A 19566-nucleotide genomic window follows, 5' to 3' on the forward strand; every position below is an offset into this window, starting at 1 on the left:
TGGGCCTCGCCCTGGGCGTCGCGATCCTGGGCAGCCTGGCCACCGCAGTCTGCCGCAGCCGCATCGCCGGTCCCCGTCGGCACACCCTCCGAGGGGGCCGCCGTGGCGGGCGACGGCCTCACCGGCGCGGCCTCGTCGGCATACCAGATGCCCGCCGGCTGGCTCGAACAGGCCGAGGGCGGCCACCTCCGGCCTGAGCACCGCCATGCTCGTCGCCGCGATGTGCACCCTGGTGCTCACGACCCTGTCTGCTGTCGTTCTGCGGAAGGTCGGCACTATCGGCGGCGACGAGGCGACGGTCCCGGCAGAGCCCACCAAGTCGCAAGTCTGACCGCTGCGGAATCCTCATCGGTGCCCAACGACGGGCGGTGCCGCCTTGGCCGGTGGAAGTCGATGGTCCTCGGCCACTCGGCGACCTCCGCGGCGACGTCTCGTACAAGCCGATGAAGAAGTGCAGTGCCGCCGGCGCACAGTCGTCGTCCTCGGCACGGTCACGGGCACCTACGGCCGCGAACGTGACGCCCACCCGTGGAACGTGTGGAACGAACCCGGCCCCGCAGAAACCGGACCCGCGGACAGTGAACAGGGCTTGACCAGCTACGCACTTGTGGTCGCCCCTCACCGAACGTGGAACCGCTCCCTCGCCCGGCCCGGTCGAACCAGGCAGTACCCACCGAAGGAGCCAATCCGACGGGCCGGTGAGGGCAGAGCGACCCGCCCGTGTCCAGGCCCGTAGGAGGCGGACCGATTCACCCGCACCGCGCACCTGGAAGTGTTCACTTCATGTCAGCGTGCCGAGCGGAAGCTGATGACCGCTCTACTGGCCGCAATAGCCAGGAAGATCAGCGCCACGCCGTTGTACCACTGTTCCGGCGACGCGTGGACCTGATCGACGTCGGCAAGGAACGCCGGGTTGAAGAGCATCTGCTGGTACAGGACCCAAGCCAGCGGAAGGGCGAACACCGCCTGAGCCGTGGCGTACAGCGAGGCGAGCCGCATGGTCCAGCCCTGCGCGGCAAGCCGGGCCAGCGAGACCGCGGCCAGGCCTACCAGCCCGAGGAGCACTGGCCAGATCCACCCCGACCACAGGGCCGGGTCGAGAACCGCGACTCGTTCACCCCCGCCCTCCGCCCCGTCGGTCCGGTAGGGCTTCGCGGTGTACTGCCAGATGATCAGCGTGAGCAGCAGCACGTCCCATCCCACCGTGGACAAGGCCATGATGCCGCCCTTGTCCGGCGACTGCCGGGCCTGGGGAAGGTCGTCGGGCGTCCAGCTCCTGGCGCGGGCCGTTGTGCCGTCACCGTGACGGACCCGCTCCGCGACCGCGAACACCACGGTGAGCACGGCAGCCATCTGGATCCCGAGCACCAGGCCGGTCACTGCGCCGGTCCGCACGGCCGCGACCTGGTCGCCGGTGTCCGCGAAGTGCAGCGCGGCCATCGCCAGGCTGAGCAGCGGCACCACGGCGCGCAGCAGTATGGCCAGCATGCGGATGTACGCCGGGAAAAGGTCGGGCCCGATCAGGCCCGGCCGGCGGTCGTTGTAGCGAGCGGCGTACCGTATCGGATCGCCCATCTCGCTCAGCACCTCGCGCTCCGAAGATCCAGGGTCGGACGCGCCACGTCCCTCCACGGCATCGGCGATGATGGTACGCAGCTCCGCGGCTATGTCGTCGCGCCGCTCGGCCGGTAGCCGACTCACGACCTCGTCCACGTATCGCTCTGTCAGCCTGCTCGTGCTCATCGGTTCTTCCTGGTCAGTTGTGCGATCGAGGTGACGAGATCCTGCCACTCACGCTCCAGTGCGGCCAGGATGCAACACACGTTACTGTGGGGCCACACTGAGCTTTCTCCATCCTCAGTTCGAGCTCGTCAGGTGCGAGGTGAGGAACGCTTGGACGTAGCTGGTGATGCGGGTGGTTGAGCACCGGAGTTTGCGGAGGAGTCGCCAGGACTTGAGGGTGGCGACGGCCTGCTCGACCAGAGCCCGGATCTGCGCGTGAGACCGGTTGACGGCCTTCTGGCTGTGGAAAGCGTCTCCCAGCGGCCCCAGTACGGGACACGGACCGTGCTCCCCGAGCCTCGGTACGCCTTGTCGGCCCAGCACGTGACGTCGGCGTCGGCGAGAGCACCGATGATGCCGTGCTCGCGCGCAGCCCGCACGTCGTGGCCCCAAGCCAACACCAACCGCCCTCCGCCAGGTTGGAACAGGCTCAGTGCTTCTCCACGGACGCTCTGGGCCGCCTGGATAGGAGCCTGGACCACCAGCAACGGCAGTGACGACTGCAGCGCAGACCCCTCTGCGGCCACTGTCGGAGGACCGGACGCCTACTGGCACTCCTACACCTACGACCTCACCGGCAACCGCACCACCGAAACCCGCCACGCCACCAGCACCGGGCACGACACCATCACCCGCGCCTACGACGTCGGCACACCCGGCCAGCCAAACCCCCAAGCCGTCCAGGCAGTCACCACCACCGGCGATCCCGACGACGGACAGGGCGAATACAGCCACGCCGGCGAAACCATCGCCATGCGCAATAATGACGGCATCAACTTCCTCTTCAACGATCCCCGGGGCACCGCACTCATCGCCGTCAGCTTCCTCGCCGGCCAAGGCGTCACCCGCCGCAGGCAACTGCCCTTCGGCGACGAACGCAACACCACTGGCAGCACCACCTGGCCCGGAGACAAGGGCTTCCTCGACGGCACCAAAGACCTCACCGACCTCACCCACCTAAGGGCTGTCCACGCTTCCTACGAGCTTGCATATCAGGGAGGCGGGAAGCCAGTCCTCAACAATAGCGGCCAGCATGTCGGATCCATAAAACTGGCAGTGGGCGCGGCATGGGGTGCCGAGGCCGCTTTCACGGCAAATGAGGCACGCGCTACTAGATTCTTCACCCTCGACAGGCACAGGAGAAGCACTATCAACTTCAGAGCGGCAAAGAAAAGAGAATGGCAATGATCGTCCTTGAAATTGCATTTTCCCCTCCTCTTGACAATCGGGCTCGGACTAATAGCAATGGATTACCGTGGATCAATAGATCGCTTCGCGAGTTTGATACCGTTTGCGGCTTTTGCTGACAAGCAAAACATACATAGAGGGATCGTGAAACATATGGCAGCCATTGGCTGCCTGGTCTCTTGCGGAATAACTCTAGTGTCTACCCTGGCCTGGCTATTTCCAGATAGATAGCAACCTCAGTTGATTGCGCCTCTCCGGATTGTCCGGCGGCTGTCTCGGTTGTCTCAGCTACTCAGTCCGCCCCGGGGGCAGGGGCTGTTGCGTGACCGCCATCCGTCCGGAAGGCCGGGCTGGTCCGGAGTCGGGGTGGCCGTCCCGGTTCGGGCAGGGGAGGAGCGCAGTGCAGGCACGGTCGCGGTGATCATGTGAGTGTCGAAGTCCCATAAACACTTGGCGAGCCCGTGCCTGCTCCTGCATCTTCTCCATGTCCACCGCGCTGGTGCAACTGGTCGATAGCGAACTGCAACTGGAGCGTTAGTATGCACATTGAAGATTTTGCATTTCTCCTCTTCTCCTCTGCCGCAATCTGGGTGGGAATAAAGGTCATCTTCAATATTGGAGGAACAGCTGACCGATGGAACGAACTCCAGCGCCGCAGCCTTGCCGAGCTGGTACCGCCCCATGCGCTATCGATGGTCAATGTAAGATTCTATGCAGCAGGGATTACGCTTATCGCTTTCGGCCTGTTCCTGATGAGCATTCTTAGCATCCTGGGTATCACAGAGGCCAAGAGACGAGGAATGGGGTGAGCGTAACGCGCTCGCGCATGGTTGGCGGTAGCGCACCGAGGGCCACTGGCTGGCCACTGTGCTCACATTCGCGTACTGCTGCCCAGCGTGGCGGTCTGCCGGTGAGGGCAATGCGGACAGTGCTTTCGCAAGTAGAGGCTCCTCAAGTTGAGGTTGAAGTAACAGCAGCTCACTATCTGGCCGTGCACGCTTCCTGCGAGCCTGCATATCAGGGAGGCGGGAAGCCAGTCCTCAACGATAGCGGCCAGCATGCCGGCTCCATACAGGTGGCAATGGGCGCCGGATTGGGCACCGAGGCTGCTGTCATTGCAAATGAGACACACGTTACCAGATTTTTCACCCTCGGCAGGCACAGGAGAAGCCCTATCAACTTCAGGGCAACAAAGAAAAGAAAATAACAATGATCATCCTTGAAATCGGACTTTTCCTCCTCATGGCAATCGGGTTCGGATTTGTAGCAATGGATTACCGCGGATCAATAGAGCGCTTCAGGAGCATAATATCGTTTGCATCCTTTGTCGACAAAGAGAATATACACGGGGGATTTCCGAGGCAAATGGCAGTCCTCGCCTGCCTGTTCTTCTGTGGCATGACTCTAGCGTCTACCCTGGCATGGCTATTCTCAGACAAATAGCAACCTCAGTTGATTGCGTCTCTCCGGATTGCTTGACGGCTGTCTCGGTTGTCTCAGCTACTCGGTTCGCCTCGGTAGGGAATCCTCGCAAGCGTGCGGAGCGGCGTGTTCTTGTCGGCTCATTGGGCCCGAGCAAGCTGCAAGCCCTCGGCCCGGCACCAGATGGAGGTCCCTCACAACCGGCATGCGCCGATATCTCTGGGAGAGTCCGACGACCTCAAGCGAGCATGCGAAATGTTCCGAGCCCTGGCCCAACGGCCAGGGCAGTCGGCCATGCCGGTGCCAGGCTGCTTGGTACGGGGTGGACCTCAAGAGCGCCGCATTGACGTATGTGTACACCTCAGACCTCTCATGGACTTCTACTCCCCGGTTGGCCAAGCGCCCGGTGCCTCCCACGGAGGCGGTCGGCACCCAGGGCTCGAGCATTCTCATGATCCGGTCATGATGAGGTCGAGTGCGTGGTCGGGGTGGGACCGGTAGTAGTCGGTTGGGGCGGCCATGTTGTCCCATCCGGCCAGACGGGCGAGGGCGATGGCAGTGTTGCGGAAGCTGGCCATTGTTCTGGGGACGGTGCCGGTGTGGACGTGGCTGGCGTCTTCGGCGAAGGTGCGGTAGCGGACGTGGTGATGAGCCTCGATAGCCCAGTGCCCGCGGATGATCTGTGCCGACCGAGTGGGGTCGGCGTCCTGGGCGGTGTGGTTGGTCAGAGAGTAGAGGCGTTCGAGGGTGACTTTGCCGGTGCGTAGGTCGCGTCGTCGGCGCACGATCTGCAGGGCCTGGACGGCGTGGGGGAAGGCGGGCCGGTGCGGCACGGTTGCGGCTTTGAGGCGGCGGATCTCGTCGCGTCCGTGCCCACGCTCGCGGCTGCGTGTCCCCAGTGGGATGTCGCTCCAGGGCAGTGTGCGCAAGAACGCTGCCGGCTTCGGGCGGTTGTCCTTGATCAGTGCGACGTAATGCGCGTTCTTGGTCTCGACGAGGAAGCGAGCGTGATCATGCTGGGTGTGGAGCGCGTCGAAGGTGACGGTCCTGCCGTTCAGGTCCAGGCCGCTCAGCAAGGGCTTGAAGCTGGTGATCTCACTGCTCCTGCCGGCCACTGCTGCTGGTTCAGCGTCAGTCATCGGCTGTGGATGATCGCCGGGGACCAGGTGGACCGCCCGCTGTCCGGCAGTGCGCGAGCCGCGCAGCGTCTTTCCGTCCAGGGCCACGGGCTCACCGGGGTCGGCGTGCTGGGCCAGCCAGGCTCCGACCGCTTTGTCCAGGGCATCGCCGTCAAGGCGGGCCGGCAGCCGGCAGCCGGTGCTGGCGCGGGGCACAGCCCGCAGGCCGAGACGGGCGTGCGGGTGGGGTGGGAGTCCGGCGGTGAAAGCGGGTGATGGCCGCGAGGGTGCGGGCACCGCCGAGGACCGCCAGAGTGCACACCGCCAGAACGGAGCCCAGACGGAAGCGGCGTCCCTGGCGACGCCGCGGATCGGGCAGCTCGACCAGTACGTCGGCGACATCGACGGCCCGGCAGGGGTCAGCGCGAGGTCGAGGGAGGCGACCGCATCGTGGCCGCGGTGGCGCTGCAGCGGTGATCGAGGAAGATGGCATCAGAAGCGGTTGTTGGTGATGAGACGTCAGACACCTTGATCATCAACGACCGCTTCTGTCGTTCCGCGACCGGCCCCGCAGAACAGCGGGCAAACCCGACCACACGCTCAACCGCGTCGCTCCTCACGGCGTCCAGCCCGCACAGCTGCTCGATCAGCGCCTCCCGAAGCGCGCTGATCTGGTCTCTTCAGTCCCGCTCGATTCAGCCGATTGGAGTTCCGTCACGCAAGTAGCCCTTCTCGTCACACTTCGTGGTCTATCGCGACCTTAACCCTGCGGTCGCCATGGGGACTTGCAATGAGTCAGGCTCGGGCCGGGCGCCTCCCGCCCTTGGGTGTCGTGGCCTGGCAGGGAGCGAGCGGATCAGCTCACTTCAGCCTCGACGCTCACAGCCACCTTCCCGGCACAGCTCTCAGAGGCCGGATGAGGCGCTCCCGGTACGTCAGGTGCTCGGGGTTGGCCTTGAGGTGCCGGACGATCCAGGCGCCCGCGGCCTCCGAGGTCTCCTCCTCCGGGCCGAATTGCTCGCACACCGCGCACTCCGCGGAGAAGGACAGTGGTTCGGCGTCCGGTTCCTCGTCGGCGACGATGTGGTGCTCCCGGAAGCGGTAACTTCTCCGCCGACCGCAGGGCTCATCACCCTTCCGGGCTGCCGGTGTGAAGTTCACAGGGGCGGTCATGTGGCTGCCTCCTCCCGGCCACCCGTGAGGGGGAACCGAATCCAGACCGACTTGCCGCCGGGGAAGCAGACGTAGCCCCAGTCCGCAGCCGTCGAATGCAACAGCCACAGCCCGCGCCCGCTTTCGGCATCCCAGTCGGGGACTCTTATGGCGGGTACCGCCGTTGACCGATCGAGCACCTGGAGGCGAGCAAAGCCACCCCCGCACTCGACCACCAGCCGACATCGGGGGTCGGCGACGTGCTTGACCACGTTGCTCAGCAGTTCCGAAGCCGCGAGGCGGGCCAGGTCAACGGCGCTCCGGTCACCGCCCTGTGCCGCTACCGCTGCCGCGGCCTTGTTGCGCCACCGCTCGATGGTGCGCGGATGCGCAGTCAAGCCCCATGCGCACGTGTCGTCCTCAGATTCGTGCGTGGTGACGGTCACGGGATCCCTCCTGCCGAGTGAGCGCACACGAGCTGGCCGAGCACGGCCATCGATACGCAAAGCGATACACCGACTCCGGTGCGTACCGACGGCAGCATGGGTCACGTGACCTGTCACGCGCAAGGGCACGTGTAATTCTTCCCTCTGGCGGGTGATCGGAAGGCTCTTCCCGGGCTTACGGCAGGGCCGCAGAGCGGTACCCTGACTACGGCCCGCAGCGGCAGGCCGGGGAGGAGGGCTGTGTCCGTCGACGTCAACACCAACGCGATCTTCGCCATGCGCGATGTGGGCGAGGAACTGCAACGTCTTCGCAGGCGGGCCGGCCTTCGTCAGGACGATGCGGCGGCAAAGCTGCAGGTGACGCGGTACACCGTCAGCAAGTTCGAGAGGGGCCGCTCCTTTCCGACGGAGCGGCAGCTCGGCTTACTCCTGGGCCTGTACGACGCCAGCACCGATGAGCGAGCGTCCCTTGAGGCCAAGATCGAGCAGGGCAAGTCGTACGGTCGAGCGTGGTGGGAGGAACAGCGGTTCCGCAGGGTCTTCCACGGGGACTCCTACCGCTACTTCTACGTCGAGGATGCCGCCGAACGGCTGGCAAGCCACTCCGGCACATACGTACCGGGCCTTCTCCAAACCCGCGAGTACGTTGAGGCGATCGCCGCCTTCGGGAAACGGAACGAGAGCGCCGAAGACCGGCACGTCTTCATCGAGTCACGGACCAAGCGTCAGGCGATCCTCACTCGGCGGAATCCGGTGGTACTGGACGCACTGTGTCTGGAGGCGGCTGTTCGAGCTGTAGTTGGCGGCGCGCCCGTCATGCACCGCCAGATCCAGCACTTGATCACGATGGCCACCCGCCCGAACATCACCTTGCGCATCATCCCGCACTCCGCCGGCGCCCCCAGCATCTCAAGTGCGCCGTTCACCATCGTCGACTTCCCCGGAACGGTGAACCGCAGCGTCGTCTCCCAGGAGAAGATGACAGGCGAGATGCTGCACGATGACCCCGCCGAGGTCAGGCAGGCCCGGCGAAGGTTTCAAGACCTTGCTGAGCACGCGCTGACTCCGGAGAAGACTATCCAGTTCTTGCAGGCTATGGAGAAGGAAGCCCCATGAACCGCGACAAGGAACAGCTCTACACTGCGTCTCTCGATGGCGAGTGGGTGAAGTCTTCCTTCAGCAACGGCAGTAGCGACAACTGCGTGCAGCTCATGGTTATCGACGGCGGCGTCGCCGTGGGGGACTCAAAGCGGCCCGACCTCGCCCCCCTGAGGTACACGCGATCCGAGCTCGCCGTGTTCGTGACAGCGGTCAGGGCCGGCGAGTTCGATCACCTCACACAGCGCTGACGCCGCCCGCCGTCGGGCCTCTGACGTCTTCGTCACTTCGGCTTCTCAGTCTCGGTCTCGATCTCGATCTCGGTCCGCAGGGTGTCGCCGCGCAGCGCCTTGTCCGTGACCCGTCCGATGACCGCGGTGGCTCCCGCGTCCACGGCGCCTCCGACGATTCCTCCCAGGATGGGGACCCCCTTGGCGAGCGTGATGGTGGCGCGCTTTGTCCCGTACTTCGCGACGAGGTGGAACCCGACCTTCTTGTTGACGGCGTGGAGCGCGGCTATCGGGATCTTCTTGATCATCTGTTCGCCGAGCTTCTGACTGACTTTCACTCCGAAGGCCGCCAGGACGTTCTGGGTGCTCATCCCGATCGCGAGCATCATCACGACAGTCCGTGCATGCGGATCGCGGACGTCCCACCCCCGAAGGTGCGCGATGGAACCGGCCATCCGTAAGTTGATGGTGACGGACGCGGCCACGTTCGCAGGAAGCATCACGCCTGCGGTGACCAGGCCTCCGAGTCCGGTGACGAACCCCTGAGTCCCGGCCGCGGCCACGGACTCCTTGATGAGGCGGGCGACGACTGCGTCGACGTCGTCCCGCATGTCTTCGGGAGAACGTCGCTCCTCGTCCTCGAGGGCCCGGTACTCGTCGCCCTGTCGACGCGAAAGGCGAGCCTCGGCCCAGGTCACCGACCCTGTGATCGGGCCCGCGCCGTTCACCATGACCTTCTCCGCGAGATCAGCGACCCACCGCCCGGTCTTCTCGACCGCTCCCTCGTCAGGAGTCTTCTCCTCGGCCATCACACACCCCTTCCGGGAGCGCCCCACGCGTCCCGCTCTGCTGCGGCCGGCGAGGGACTCCGGCCGTCGGTGCAATGCCGCGGGCGGTTGATGCCGCGCCCCCTTGCTCCCGCCCGCCTGCCTTTTCCTACCGCAAGTTCTTCGTCGCGTCGTCTCCACGAGCCGAAGCGGCTACACCTTCCCACACCGTGAAAGCGCCGTCAAACTACCTGCTCGTACTTGTGCGTGCTCGCATCAGGGGGAAGGGGCGGGGCCTGCTGTCTGGGTCGTCCCGCAGCCGGCTTCCACCAGGAACGGGCTCGGCCGGCCGGTCCACGAGACGTACAGGCCGTCCCGGGCACGGGTACAGGCGACGAACAGCAGGCAGCGTTCCGCGGCGAGGTCGGCCTCGTGCTGCATCCGGTCGACATCCTCGGGGGTGATGGCCGAAGGGTTCGGCAGGGCCCGGTCATTGACGCCGACAACGGCGGTGTAGCGGTACTCGAGCCCCTTGAAGGTGTGCATGGTGCCCACGTTGACCGCGTCGTCGGTGCGGGCGGCTCCCGCGCGGACCCGGCTGGCGGGGACACCGGCCGCGATCAGGCGGTCCCTGACCTTCTCGCAGGTCTTGCGGAACCGCGCGCAGATACCGATCTCCCCGTACGCGGCGCCACCGTCCACCCAGGCGCGCACCTGCTCTGCCAGGGTGTCGAGTTCGGCCTCCTCCGTCTGAGCCGCGTGGACGCGCGGCCCTGAGCCGTGCAGGGCGGAGCCGTACCCGAGCAGGGTGTCGTGCCGTCCGCTGTCGGCCAGTTCGGCGTAGGGGCGGCCGAGCAGGAGCCCGGTGGCCCAGCTGAGGATCTCCTGGGTGGAACGGTAGTTCTTGCGCAGCTTGACCGACCGGCCGGCGACGTTGATGCCGAGGGACTTCAGCGACACCCGGTTGTCGTAGATCCGCTGGTGCGGGTCGCCCGCGATGAACAGGTCGTCGGGGCGTCGCGGGACAGCCGCGCGAAGCATCCGCCACTGCGCCGGGTGGAGGTCCTGGGCCTCGTCGACGACGACATGCCGGTAGCGCGGCCCCTGCCCGGTCAGCAGGTCGGTGGCCTCCCCGCAGGTGCCGAGGTAGGTGCGCAGGCCGTCCTCGGCCAGGCGCCGGGTGAACTCCTCCACGGTCCGCCACACCAGCGCCCGGGCGGAGGCCGGCAGCGCGCTGCCTCGGCCCCGGCGCTCGCAGCTCTCGTACTCCTCCCGGCCGCGGATGTCCTGGGCGAGGACGACGTGCTTGTACTCCTGGGCGAGGAACTGCGGGGTGCCGGTGAAGCCGGTGGCCTCGGCGGCCTGCTCCCACCGGGCGGCCTCTTCGTAGCCGTTGACCGGCCGGCGAGAGGTGTTGACCACACGTCCGGCGAAGGCATCGACGGTCATGACGTCGACCCGGTTGCGCAGGTCCGGATCGTCGACGAGCAGGGAGAGCCCTTGGTTGAGGGAGTCCACGAGGGCGTTGGTGAAGGTGGTGAGCAGGATGCGGTCTCCGTCGCGCAGGTGCCGCAGCAGGTGCCGCACCCGGTGGAGGGCGACGACGGACTTGCCGGTGCCGGGCCCCCCGGTCACCTGGGCCGGACCGGAGTAGGACGCCCGGTAGGCGACCTTGTGCTGGGCGGGGTGCAGGAAGACCCGCCACGCCGCGAAGGGCTTCTCGAGGATGTCCCGCAACTCCTCGGACGCGGTGACCAGCGCGATGCGCGCCCGGCTGTGCCGGATCGCCGTCTCGTAGTCCCGCGTGTCCACCGGGTGCGCCGACGCCTGGAGCGCGGGTGCCACGATGTCCTGCCAGACCTCCTCCACCGTGCAGCCCGAGGCGAGGTACTGCAGCACCTCGCGCTGGTCCTGCGGGAGCAGCGGCGCGAAGACATCCAGCTGCTCCTGGTCGACGATCGACCGGGCCTGCCGCAGCGTCTCGTCGTCGATGCCGAGGGCCTTCAGGTCCCCGTCCGAGAACGGGGCGAACAGCCGCTCCTTCGACGAGTCCCCCGCCACCCGTTCGTACGCGGGCGTGATCTCGTCCAGGGTCGCCGCGTCCCGGATCTCGACGGCCCGTGTCACCTCGTTGATGCTGGACTTCTGTTTCTTCGCCCAGGCGATTGCCTTGTCGTGCTGCATGACCCGCAGCAGGACGAAGGTGTCCCCGGAGGCCGGGGCGAGGACCACACCGCGCCAGAACTGGTCGATGCGGATGGTACGGATCTGCTTGTCCCGCGCGTTCGTCAGGCTCTCCAGCTTCAGTCCCGGGTCCTTGAAGAGCTGGTCGAGACTGAGCCGGTCGAACTTCTCCCAGGCGTCCATGACCCCCTTTCTGACCGAGGGCTGGAGCTTGGGGAGTTCGGCGAAGAAACCGATGGCGAGAGCGAGTTGCGGCATGTCTTGGTTGCTTTCCTGAGCCCGGGTCGGCGGTCTTCCATCGGTTGAGCGTGGTGTCTTGTCCCCGCCTCCGTCACTCTCGGCCGGGTTCGTCCTCGGCGGACTCGAGTTCGTCGAGTGCGCGCCACGCCAGGTCCGCGAGGGTCTCGCCTGTCGCGGTCGCCCACCGGGCCGTGCCCTGGTTGGCCACGGGCCGCTTCTCCCAGTTCGCGAGCTCCCACATCCGGGTGATCAAACCGGAAGGCGAGTACTGTTTGCCGTCGGCCGCCCAGAGGAGCGGCTTGGTCCGGTGGCTGACCCAGGTGGCCCGTGCGCGCCGTTCGTCCTCGGCGAGCCAGTCCCGCAGGGCCTCCTCCTCCAGCGGGTACCCGGCCTTGAGAGTGAGTGGCTCGCCGTCTCCGAGTACCTGCTTGTCGATGAGCACGGAGACGGCGTTGGGGCGACGGCGCTTGCGGGATGCCTTGGCCCGGCGGTACTTGTCCGGGGCCTTGGCACGGGCGCCGTTCGCGATGGTGCCGAGGACATGCTCGGAGAGCTCACGGCATCGCGCGACGTCCGAGCACACGGCCCGGATCTGCGAGCGCTCCGTGAACAGCTCGTCGATGGACGCGACCACCACGGGCAGCAGCCGCTCGACGAGGTCCGCGGTCTTCGCCGTGGCGTCCTTGGACCATTCCAGTCCGGGGTCCGGTTCGTCGATGGCCTCGGTGTCCAGCAGACGGAACACCAGGTGGGCGATCAGGAAGACGCCGTGCTCGGTCAGGGCCGCGCCACGTCCTTCGTAGCGGCTGCGCAGTCCGTACAGGGTGCGGCGGACCTCGCGCAGCACCTGCACCGCGTTCCACAGCAGGTAGGCGCCCGGCTGCGGCCGGAAGAGGACGTCGTAGATGCCCTGTGACCCCCGCTCCCAGAGCACGTCGAGCGTCACTCCCATCCGGGCCGCGTACTGGACGTCGCTGTGGGCACAGGCCAGTGCGCAGGCGGCCTCGACCACTGAGCAGCCGGTCTGCTCGGGTGGTTCGAGCTCGCTGCGCCGCACGCTGTAGTCCAGTCCGAGCTCGGCCCGCATGTCGTCGAGGATCGCCGCCTGGACCGGGTCGAGAGCGATGAAGTCCCGGGCTTCCACGCTGTTCTGCCGGTTCGTCGCCTTGGTCGTCTCCTTGGCGAAGTCCTCGGCGCTGCCTGTCACGATGATGCGCACACCGATCTGTGCCTCTGCCGCGGACCCGTCGGCCGCGAGTGCCTCGGCCACGGACCGGACGGTCTGTGCGCCGTTCACCACGCTGGCGTTGTGCAACGTGAGTGTGAGCGGATGGTGGTGCGGAGCGCGCCTGTTCTGCTGAGCCTTCTCGACCGAGTCGCACAGCACGGTGATGCCGTTGTTGAAGTACCAGAAGTAGGAGGGCTCCTGGGTGAGCGTCTCGATGAGGGCGTTGTTGATCGGGGTCCGGCCGAGCGGGTTGCGGATGTTCAGGTTGAACAGGTCGGAGCCGGTCTCGGCCCATGCGGCGACCTCTTCGGCCGTGACGACACCCTGGTAGGACTCGTACGGGGAGTTGATCCCGAACCAGGGGAAGAGAGTCGCGGTGAGCCGGACGGGCTCGGGCGTGAGGTCCTTCCGGACCGAGGACCAGACCTCGGGGGCCAGGATGATGCGGTGGTCGAGGATCTCGCCGTAGCGGTTGAACTCCTTCTCGCCGTTGGCCAGGGCGTCCTGGAAGCCGACCCCGGGCTCGTCGGGCCGCATCAGGACGACGACCTGCGTCACCGGTACGGGTCCCCGGTCCATGACGGTCTTGGCGTGCTCGGCCAGCTGTTGGCCTCGCGGGTTGAACGGGGCGAAGTCCTCGTCGTCGATGAGACGCAGGCCGGCGAGGAGTTCCAGCACCGCGTTCCGGTCGGCCCTGGCCTTCCCCTCGGGGCTCCACTTCGCCTGCACCAGATACACGTGGGGCTGGGGGCCGTCCACCACCGCGATGGCGTCGATGCCCTGGTCGGCGTGCCCGTCGATGACACACCGGGCCGCCTCCTGCGGGCTGAAGCCGGTGACGATGCGCACGGCCTGTGCGGTCAGTGCCCGCGACAGCAGCCGCGGCTCCTGCTCGTGGTCAGGCTTGCCTTCCAGATCGCTGACGTCCAGAAGACCCCCGTACACCTTCTTCAGAGCCCCGCCCACCTGGCGCACCTGGGTAGCCACACCCGGCGTCGTCTCCCGGTCCTTCTTCACGCTCACGCCTTTCGTCCCCTCCTGCCGGCACGGTGCAGCATGGACATGCGGCGCTGCTGCCCCTGCCGGCGTGATCGTTCCATGATGTCGCGAACTCCCGGCGCGCGCCGGGGGTTTCGGCCTCAACGGTGATGACCGGATCAGGGGGTGGGACCGTCGAGATCCAGCCGGATCACGGCCAGCGTCTCGGCCACCTCGGCGGCCAGCTCGTCGTCCGGGCCGAACACCACGCACAGGTCGGCGTGCAGCGGCTCCAGGACGGCGAAGGCGTCGGCGGCCCGCCCTTGCGCGAGCAGCAGCATGCCGATGTCGCGGCGCAGTTCCACGGCGTTCTCGCTCACGTCGCCGTCGACGGCGCGGACGGCGTCGAGCACGCCGTGCAGCCCGGTCAGCGCCTCGGTCACCTGGCCGAGTTCGCCGCGGCAGCGCGCCGCCTGGGCCCGGCACTCCAGTGCTTCCTTGCTGGTGTGTCCGCCGATCCGCCCGTAGGCGTCGGCGAGCGCCTCGAACTCCGGCAGAGCGGCCCGGTGGTCACCGGCCAGCTGACGGCTCACCGCCCGCCAGGCACGCAGCCGCAGGACCGCCTTGCTCTCCGAGCCGAGGGCCCGCGCGGCCGGCTCGATCCGCTCGCCCACCACCTCGGCGGCCTGCGCGTACCGCTCCTCCTCCATCAGCGCCACGTAGTGCGCGTAGACCTCGCGGATCTCCTCCCGCAGCGCTTCCCGCTCGGCGGCGGGGACGGCGGGCGGCGCGTCCGGCCCGGCCGCGGGCACGGCGGGCCGGGCGCCGCCCGCCGTTCCGGCGCGGAAGCGGGGCGCGTACGGGTTGCGGAAGATCCCGGTCGGGTCGGGTGCCCCGGCTGGTCCTCCCTCGACGGGCGCGGACTCCTCACCGGGCACCGGCAGTAAGGGCCGCAGCCGCTCGTACACCTCCTGCACGTCCGCCGGCCGCGCCTCGGGGGCCTTGCGGAGCAGGTGCAGGACGAGCTCCTCCAGCGCCACCGGCACATCGGCCCGCAGCCGCCGTAGCGCTGTCGGCGCCGCATTGACGTGCTGCGACATCAGCTGCCACTCGCTGTCCCCGCTGAACACTTTCTGCCCGCAGAGCAGTTCGTGCAGCACGCAGCCCAGCGCGTAGAGGTCGGTGCGCGGGGTGACCCGGCCGCCGCGCACCTGCTCGGGTGCCATGTACTGGTGGGTCCCGATCGGGCTGCCCGTGGCGGTGAGCTTGGTGACGTCGGTGCGGAGCATGGCGGCGATGCCGAAGTCGAGCACTTTCACGGTGCCGTCCCCGGCGACCAGGATGTTGCCCGGCTTGAGATCACGGTGCACCACGGGCACGTCGTGCGCGTGGGACAGCACGGTCGCCACCTGCGCGGCCACCGCCACCGCCCAGCTGACGGGGAGGAGACGCTCGGGGTTGACGTACCTGGTCAGCGGCACCCCGTCGACGAGCTCCATCACCAGGAACAGCTGCTCGTAGGACTCGTCGAGATCGGCGTCGTACACCTGCGGCACGCCCGGGTGCTGGATCCGCGCGGTGATCCGCGCCTCGCGCCGGAACCGTTTCTCCAGCTCCTCCGCCAGGTGCGGCGAGGTGACGGCCTGGGGACGGATCAGCTTCACGGCGACCGGCCGGTCCAGCACGCCGTCGTAACCGCGCCAGACGTCCCCCATGCCACCGTGATCGAGCTGCTCCAGCAGCTCGTAGCGTCCCGCGATCCGCCGCACGTCCGGCACCTGGTCCCGTCCTCGCCTCGTCGAGTCTCTTCGCAGTGGTCTTCGATCTGACCGGTCATCAGTCTCGCAGGCGCGCGCTCGGCCCCGAGGCATGTTCACGGCTGCCCCCCGGAGGCCCGCCGGGCGCCGCGCCCGCGGGGCCTGCCTTCGACGGCGGGGCCGGTGCGACACGCGCCCCGGCCCCCGGCCGTGTCAGAAGTCGTCCAGCCCTTCCTCCCGGCGGATCATCCGCCAGGCCGCACGGCGGGCGCTGCGGTCGAGGTTGGACTTGAAGTCCCGGTCCGTCCCGAAGTACCGCTTGCCGAGCGTGTCAATGGTGGAGACATGGTCCATCATGTTCTCCTCGAACTTCTTGTCGAAGACGACGCCGAAGTTCTCCTCGTCGTTGACCAGGGCGGCGGCACGGACCTTCGGGTCCTTCTTCGTGGCGTTGAAGGCCGGGAGGACGTCCTCCTCGGTGAACTCCGTGCCGAACTTCGCGTTGAACCTCTCGATCAGCTCGGACAGCAGAGACTTCTCGGCCTCCTTCCCGCCGCCGGCCCCGTCACCGAACCCCTTGAGTTCGGCTGGGCCCTCCGGGACCAGGGACTTGTCGTGCTCGCCGGTCTTCTCCACGCGCAGGTGGCTGAGGTCGACCTCTCCTATGTCGACACCGCCGTCCGCGAGGCGGGGCAGCCGGTTGAGCAGGTAGCGCCCGTACAGGTACAGCCGCTCCAGGTCGGCGTCCCGGTAGGGCACGATCTGCGCGAGGAAACCGTACTTGCGGACGTAGTCGTTGAGGTGGGCCCGGAACTTCTCGGCGTCCTCGACGTCGTCCTCCTCCTCGCTCTCCAGGAGGGCGCTGAAGCGGGTGACGGCGGGGGAAAGCAGCCGGTACAGCTCTGCGTGCAGCTTCTCCCACTTGGCCTGGGAGCCGCCGGCCTTCTCCTGGGCGGCGAAGTACGCGGCGACGAACTCGTCCATGTCCTGCTCCGAGATGACCGGGGCGGACATGACGCGGCTCTGCGCCGTGTAGAGGAGGTTCGGGTCGGAGGGCAGGGTGTGCGCCTCCTCGAAGTACGGGCGGAAGGCGTCCTGGATGTCCTCGGCCTCGTTGACGAAGTCCAGGACGGCCAGGTCGGCCTGCGACTTGCGGTCGGCGGTCCGGTTGAGCCGCGAGAGGGTCTGCACGGCCGCGATGCCGGTCAGCGTCTTGTTGACGTACATCGTCGTGAGGAGCGGCTGGTCGAAGCCGGTCTGGTACTTCTCGGCGACGACGAGGATCCGGTACTCCTGCTGCCCCTTGCCGCCGGCCCTGGCGGCTTTGTCGTCAGCGCGGGTGTAACCGAACGCCTTGGGCAGCCGGCTCTCCGGCAGGCCGCCGTTCTCCTTGCTCTCGGTGGTCTCCTCGCTGTCGATGGTGAGGGAGCCGGAGAAGGCCACCAGGACGCCGAGGTCCGGATACTTGGTGTCGTACGCGCGGTCGGCGATGTAACTGCGGAGGGCCCGGGCCATCTGCACGGCGGAGTGGCGGGAGGCCGTGACGACCATGGCCTTGGCCCGCCCGCCGAGCCGGCCGCGGGTGTGGGCGACGAAGTGCTCGACGATCACCTGGGCGTGCTGCGACACCGTGTGCTCGTGCATGAGCGCGAACCGGGCGAGCAGGCTGTTCGCCTTGGAGGGGTCGACCTCCTTCTCGTCGCGGTTGAGGTTCGCGAGCTTCCAGTAGGTGTTGTAGGTGACGTAGTTGCGCAGGGGGTCGAGGATGAAGCCTTCCTCGATGGCCTGGCGCATGGAGTAGGTGTGGAAGGGCCGGTAGACGGTCTCGCCGTTCTCGACGCCTTCCGTGCCGAAGAGTTCGAGGGTCTTGGCCTTGGGGGTGGCCGTGAAGGCGAAGTAGGAGAGGTTGGCGGCCCGGGAGCGCTCGACGGCCTTCGCCTTCAGCTTGTCCTCCACGGCGACGGCGGTGGCGCCCTGGTCGTCGGAGTCGGCGTCCAGGCCGAGGTCGCGCAGGGCGGCCTTCACGGCGGTGGCCGCGTCGCCGGACTGGGAGGAGTGTGCCTCGTCGACGATGACCGCGAAGCGGGTGCCCTTGATCTCGGTCGGGTTGGCCTTGATGTAGTTCAGCAGCGCGGGGAACGAGTGCAGGGTGACCGTGACGATCTTCCCGGTGTCCCGGGAGAGAGCACGGGCGAGCTGCTCGCTCTTCGCGCCGTGCTTCTCGTCGACCTTCACGACCAGGCCGTCGGTCTGCGAGAAGCCGCCGACCGTCTCCCGGAGCTGGGCGTCCAGGTTGCGGCGGTCGGTGATGACGATGACCTTGTCGAAGACGGGCTCGCCGGGCCTGATACGTCCGTCGGCGACGGCCTCGGGGGCCAGCGCCGCCGGGTCGGTGTCGGCATGCAGATCACTGAGCCGGTGAGAGAGCCAGCCGATGGTGTTCGACTTGCCGGAGCCGGCCGAGGCCATGATCAGGTAGTTCTGGCCGGCGCCGTGGGTGGCCGCGTGGGCGGTGAGCTTACGGACCACGTCCCACTGGTGGAAACGGGGGAAGATCGTCGACTTGGCGGTGCCGCCGCCGGGCGTCTTCTGCTTCTGCTGGTGCACGAAGCGCTGGAGGAGGTCCAGCCAGTTGTCCCGCTGCCACACCTCTTCCCAGAGGTAGGAGGTGGCGTACGTGCCGTGGGCGGTGGGCGCCGGGTTGCCGGCCCCGCCGGGCTCGCCGGGACCGTTCGAGCCGGTGTTGAACGGCAGGAACTGGGTGTGCTTCCCGCGGAGCTGGGTGGTGACGAAGACCAGGTCCGGGTCGACCGCGAAGTTCGCGAGGACGCGGCGCGCGAAGATCAGCTCGGTCGGGTCGCGGTCGGTCCGGTACTGTTCCTTGGCCTGCTCGACGCCCTGCCCGGTGAGCGGGTTCTTCAGCTCGGCGGTGGCGACGGGGATGCCGTTGAGGAACAGGGTCAGGTCGAGGCGGTGACCCCAGTCCGCCTGCTTGGTGGCATAGGGCAGCTCGCGGACGACGGTGAGACGGTTGGCCCGGTAGCCGTCGAGGACGGAGTCCGCGGAGATGAGGTTGGGCCTGAAGTAGGCGACGCGGAGACGGACACCGCGGTCCTTCACCCCGTTGCGGAGCACGTGGAGCAGCCCGTCGTCGGAGATGGCCCGGTCAAGGCGCTGCGCGAAACCACGCTGCGCCTCGTTCGGGTTGCCGCCGTAGACGGTGAGGAGTTCGTCCCACTCGTCTGCCTGGGTCGCGCCGATGAAGGTGAACAGCTCGTTGGTGTCCAGGCCGAGATCGGGTCGGTAGTCCTCCGGGTTCGTCTCCCGCCAGCCACGCTCGCAGAGAGCGGCGACGATGGCGGAACCGAAGGACGACTCGTCGTGCACGGGCATTCCTACTTCCCCCTGGTCCCTGTGATCAGATAGCTGACGTCCTGAACGAACTTTCGGAAGGAACGCGAATTCTTCCCGGCGAGATCCAGGTCGAAGGCATCCGCGAGAGCCGCCTGGTCGACACGCGGCCGATACTTTCCCTGGTCGGCCCGCTGGTGGGACAGCCACCCCTTGCAGTCCCGCCGAGTCTCGTTGTCCTCCGGTACCTTCAGCCCTTCGGGCAGACCGGCCCGACCGCCCAGCGACGGTGCGGCGGCCAGGAACCATGATTCGAACTCGCGGTTGGCGAGGACGACCGCGACGCGGAGCCCGGGCCGTACCGCTTTGGCTCGGCGCAGTAGTTCCGGCCCGAACGTCGCCGGGCAGTCGTCGTCGGCGTCGATGACAACCAGGACGCCTCCGTCGCACGGACTGGGAAGTCCACGTGCGACCACCTCGATCGCGGCTTCCATACCCCCCTGTTTCACCAGCCGACCCCGCCCGACGAGGAAGGGCCGACGTACGTCCGCGTTCCAGATCTGCTCCTGGTACAGCATCCGCCGCACTAAGGGCTGTCCCGTAAATGATCTACGGCATGCTCGAT

Annotated in this window: 16 protein-coding genes and 1 pseudogene; 5 read left to right on the forward strand and 12 right to left on the reverse strand. The window is 67.4% G+C overall.

The window, feature by feature from the left end; translation table 11 throughout:
• Window positions 1-786 precede the first annotated feature (786 nt).
• Window positions 787-1743: an HAAS signaling domain-containing protein gene (locus ABD299_RS24180; protein ID WP_344266678.1), complete on the reverse strand. Its 957-nt coding sequence runs from the start codon at window positions 1741-1743 to the stop codon at window positions 787-789.
• Window positions 1744-1857: 114 nt separating this feature from the next.
• A pseudogene (locus ABD299_RS24185) lies at window positions 1858-2168 on the reverse strand (transposase family protein); the annotation flags it as partial.
• Here ABD299_RS24185 and ABD299_RS24190 point away from each other — a divergent pair.
• The 3 genes from ABD299_RS24190 to ABD299_RS24200 all read left to right on the forward strand — a co-directional run bounded on the left by ABD299_RS24190 (window position 2092) and on the right by ABD299_RS24200 (window position 4413).
• The gene (locus tag ABD299_RS24190; RefSeq protein WP_344266720.1) at window positions 2092-2970 is read left to right on the forward strand and encodes a hypothetical protein; all 879 of its coding nucleotides are present in this window, start codon (window positions 2092-2094) and stop codon (window positions 2968-2970) included. The pseudogene ABD299_RS24185 and the gene ABD299_RS24190 sit on opposite strands and share 77 nt — an antisense overlap.
• A gap of 539 nt (window positions 2971-3509) precedes the next feature.
• A complete protein-coding gene (locus tag ABD299_RS24195) occupies window positions 3510-3779 on the forward strand; it encodes a hypothetical protein (protein WP_344266681.1) in 270 nt (89 codons plus the stop codon).
• A gap of 400 nt (window positions 3780-4179) precedes the next feature.
• On the forward strand, window positions 4180-4413 hold the full coding sequence (locus ABD299_RS24200; protein ID WP_344266684.1) for a hypothetical protein: 234 nt from the start codon (window positions 4180-4182) through the stop codon (window positions 4411-4413).
• Between the two features lie 428 nt (window positions 4414-4841).
• On the opposite strand, the gene ABD299_RS24205 is transcribed toward ABD299_RS24200, so the two are convergent.
• The 4 genes from ABD299_RS24205 to ABD299_RS24215 form a co-directional block, all read right to left on the reverse strand.
• The gene (locus tag ABD299_RS24205; protein ID WP_344266687.1) at window positions 4842-5726 is read right to left on the reverse strand and encodes an ISAs1 family transposase; all 885 of its coding nucleotides are present in this window, start codon (window positions 5724-5726) and stop codon (window positions 4842-4844) included.
• On the reverse strand, window positions 5683-6003 hold the full coding sequence (locus ABD299_RS25215) for a transposase family protein (protein ID WP_425581413.1): 321 nt from the start codon (window positions 6001-6003) through the stop codon (window positions 5683-5685). The genes ABD299_RS24205 and ABD299_RS25215 overlap by 44 nt, the downstream gene beginning before the upstream one ends.
• A 386-nt stretch (window positions 6004-6389) precedes the next feature.
• Window positions 6390-6683 (reverse strand): DUF7848 domain-containing protein, encoded by a 294-nt coding sequence (locus ABD299_RS24210; protein ID WP_344266690.1) that lies wholly within the window; start codon window positions 6681-6683, stop codon window positions 6390-6392.
• On the reverse strand, window positions 6680-7108 hold the full coding sequence (locus ABD299_RS24215; RefSeq protein ID WP_344266693.1) for an ATP-binding protein: 429 nt from the start codon (window positions 7106-7108) through the stop codon (window positions 6680-6682). Before ABD299_RS24215 ends, ABD299_RS24210 begins: the two co-directional genes overlap by 4 nt.
• Window positions 7109-7348: 240 nt before the next feature.
• Between ABD299_RS24215 and ABD299_RS24220 the strand changes: the two genes are divergently transcribed.
• Complete coding sequence (locus ABD299_RS24220) at window positions 7349-8224, forward strand: helix-turn-helix domain-containing protein (protein ID WP_344266696.1); 876 nt, start codon at window positions 7349-7351, stop codon at window positions 8222-8224.
• On the forward strand, window positions 8221-8457 hold the full coding sequence (locus ABD299_RS24225) for a DUF397 domain-containing protein (protein ID WP_344266699.1): 237 nt from the start codon (window positions 8221-8223) through the stop codon (window positions 8455-8457). Before ABD299_RS24220 ends, ABD299_RS24225 begins: the two co-directional genes overlap by 4 nt.
• 32 nt (window positions 8458-8489) lie before the next feature.
• Here the strand turns inward: ABD299_RS24225 and ABD299_RS24230 are convergent, their stop codons facing one another.
• From ABD299_RS24230 to ABD299_RS24255, 6 genes are all read right to left on the reverse strand, one after another.
• The gene (locus tag ABD299_RS24230; protein ID WP_344266702.1) at window positions 8490-9245 is read right to left on the reverse strand and encodes an EcsC family protein; all 756 of its coding nucleotides are present in this window, start codon (window positions 9243-9245) and stop codon (window positions 8490-8492) included.
• 234 nt (window positions 9246-9479) lie between these two features.
• Window positions 9480-11645 carry a UvrD-helicase domain-containing protein gene (locus ABD299_RS24235; RefSeq protein WP_344266705.1) on the reverse strand — a complete coding sequence of 722 codons (2166 nt, stop codon included), beginning with the start codon at window positions 11643-11645 and terminating at the stop codon, window positions 9480-9482.
• A gap of 73 nt (window positions 11646-11718) precedes the next feature.
• Complete coding sequence (locus ABD299_RS24240) at window positions 11719-13878, reverse strand: AIPR family protein (protein WP_344266708.1); 2160 nt, start codon at window positions 13876-13878, stop codon at window positions 11719-11721.
• Between the two features lie 134 nt (window positions 13879-14012).
• On the reverse strand, window positions 14013-15611 hold the full coding sequence (locus ABD299_RS24245; protein ID WP_344266711.1) for a serine/threonine-protein kinase: 1599 nt from the start codon (window positions 15609-15611) through the stop codon (window positions 14013-14015).
• A gap of 192 nt (window positions 15612-15803) precedes the next feature.
• On the reverse strand, window positions 15804-18983 hold the full coding sequence (locus tag ABD299_RS24250) for a type I restriction endonuclease subunit R (RefSeq protein ID WP_344266714.1): 3180 nt from the start codon (window positions 18981-18983) through the stop codon (window positions 15804-15806).
• A gap of 2 nt (window positions 18984-18985) precedes the next feature.
• Window positions 18986-19566 (reverse strand): hypothetical protein (locus tag ABD299_RS24255; RefSeq protein WP_344266717.1); only part of this gene is annotated, 581 nt, incomplete at its 5' end.

This window comes from Streptomyces sodiiphilus, assembly GCF_039529215.1.
Classification (GTDB): Bacteria; Actinomycetota; Actinomycetes; order Streptomycetales; family Streptomycetaceae; genus Streptomyces; species Streptomyces sodiiphilus.

Coding starts and splice junctions, on each gene's coding strand:
- ABD299_RS24230 (WP_344266702.1), bottom strand. CDS start 9,245: ATGGCCGAGGAGAAGACTCCTGACGAGGGAGCGGTCGAGAAGACCGGG.
- ABD299_RS24235 (WP_344266705.1), bottom strand. CDS start 11,645: ATGCCGCAACTCGCTCTCGCCATCGGTTTCTTCGCCGAACTCCCCAAG.
- ABD299_RS24250 (WP_344266714.1), bottom strand. CDS start 18,983: ATGCCCGTGCACGACGAGTCGTCCTTCGGTTCCGCCATCGTCGCCGCT.
- ABD299_RS24225 (WP_344266699.1), top strand. CDS start 8,221: ATGAACCGCGACAAGGAACAGCTCTACACTGCGTCTCTCGATGGCGAG.
- ABD299_RS24200 (WP_344266684.1), top strand. CDS start 4,180: ATGATCATCCTTGAAATCGGACTTTTCCTCCTCATGGCAATCGGGTTC.
- ABD299_RS24210 (WP_344266690.1), bottom strand. CDS start 6,683: ATGACCGCCCCTGTGAACTTCACACCGGCAGCCCGGAAGGGTGATGAG.
- ABD299_RS25215 (WP_425581413.1), bottom strand. CDS start 6,003: ATGCCATCTTCCTCGATCACCGCTGCAGCGCCACCGCGGCCACGATGC.
- ABD299_RS24180 (WP_344266678.1), bottom strand. CDS start 1,743: ATGAGCACGAGCAGGCTGACAGAGCGATACGTGGACGAGGTCGTGAGT.
- ABD299_RS24195 (WP_344266681.1), top strand. CDS start 3,510: ATGCACATTGAAGATTTTGCATTTCTCCTCTTCTCCTCTGCCGCAATC.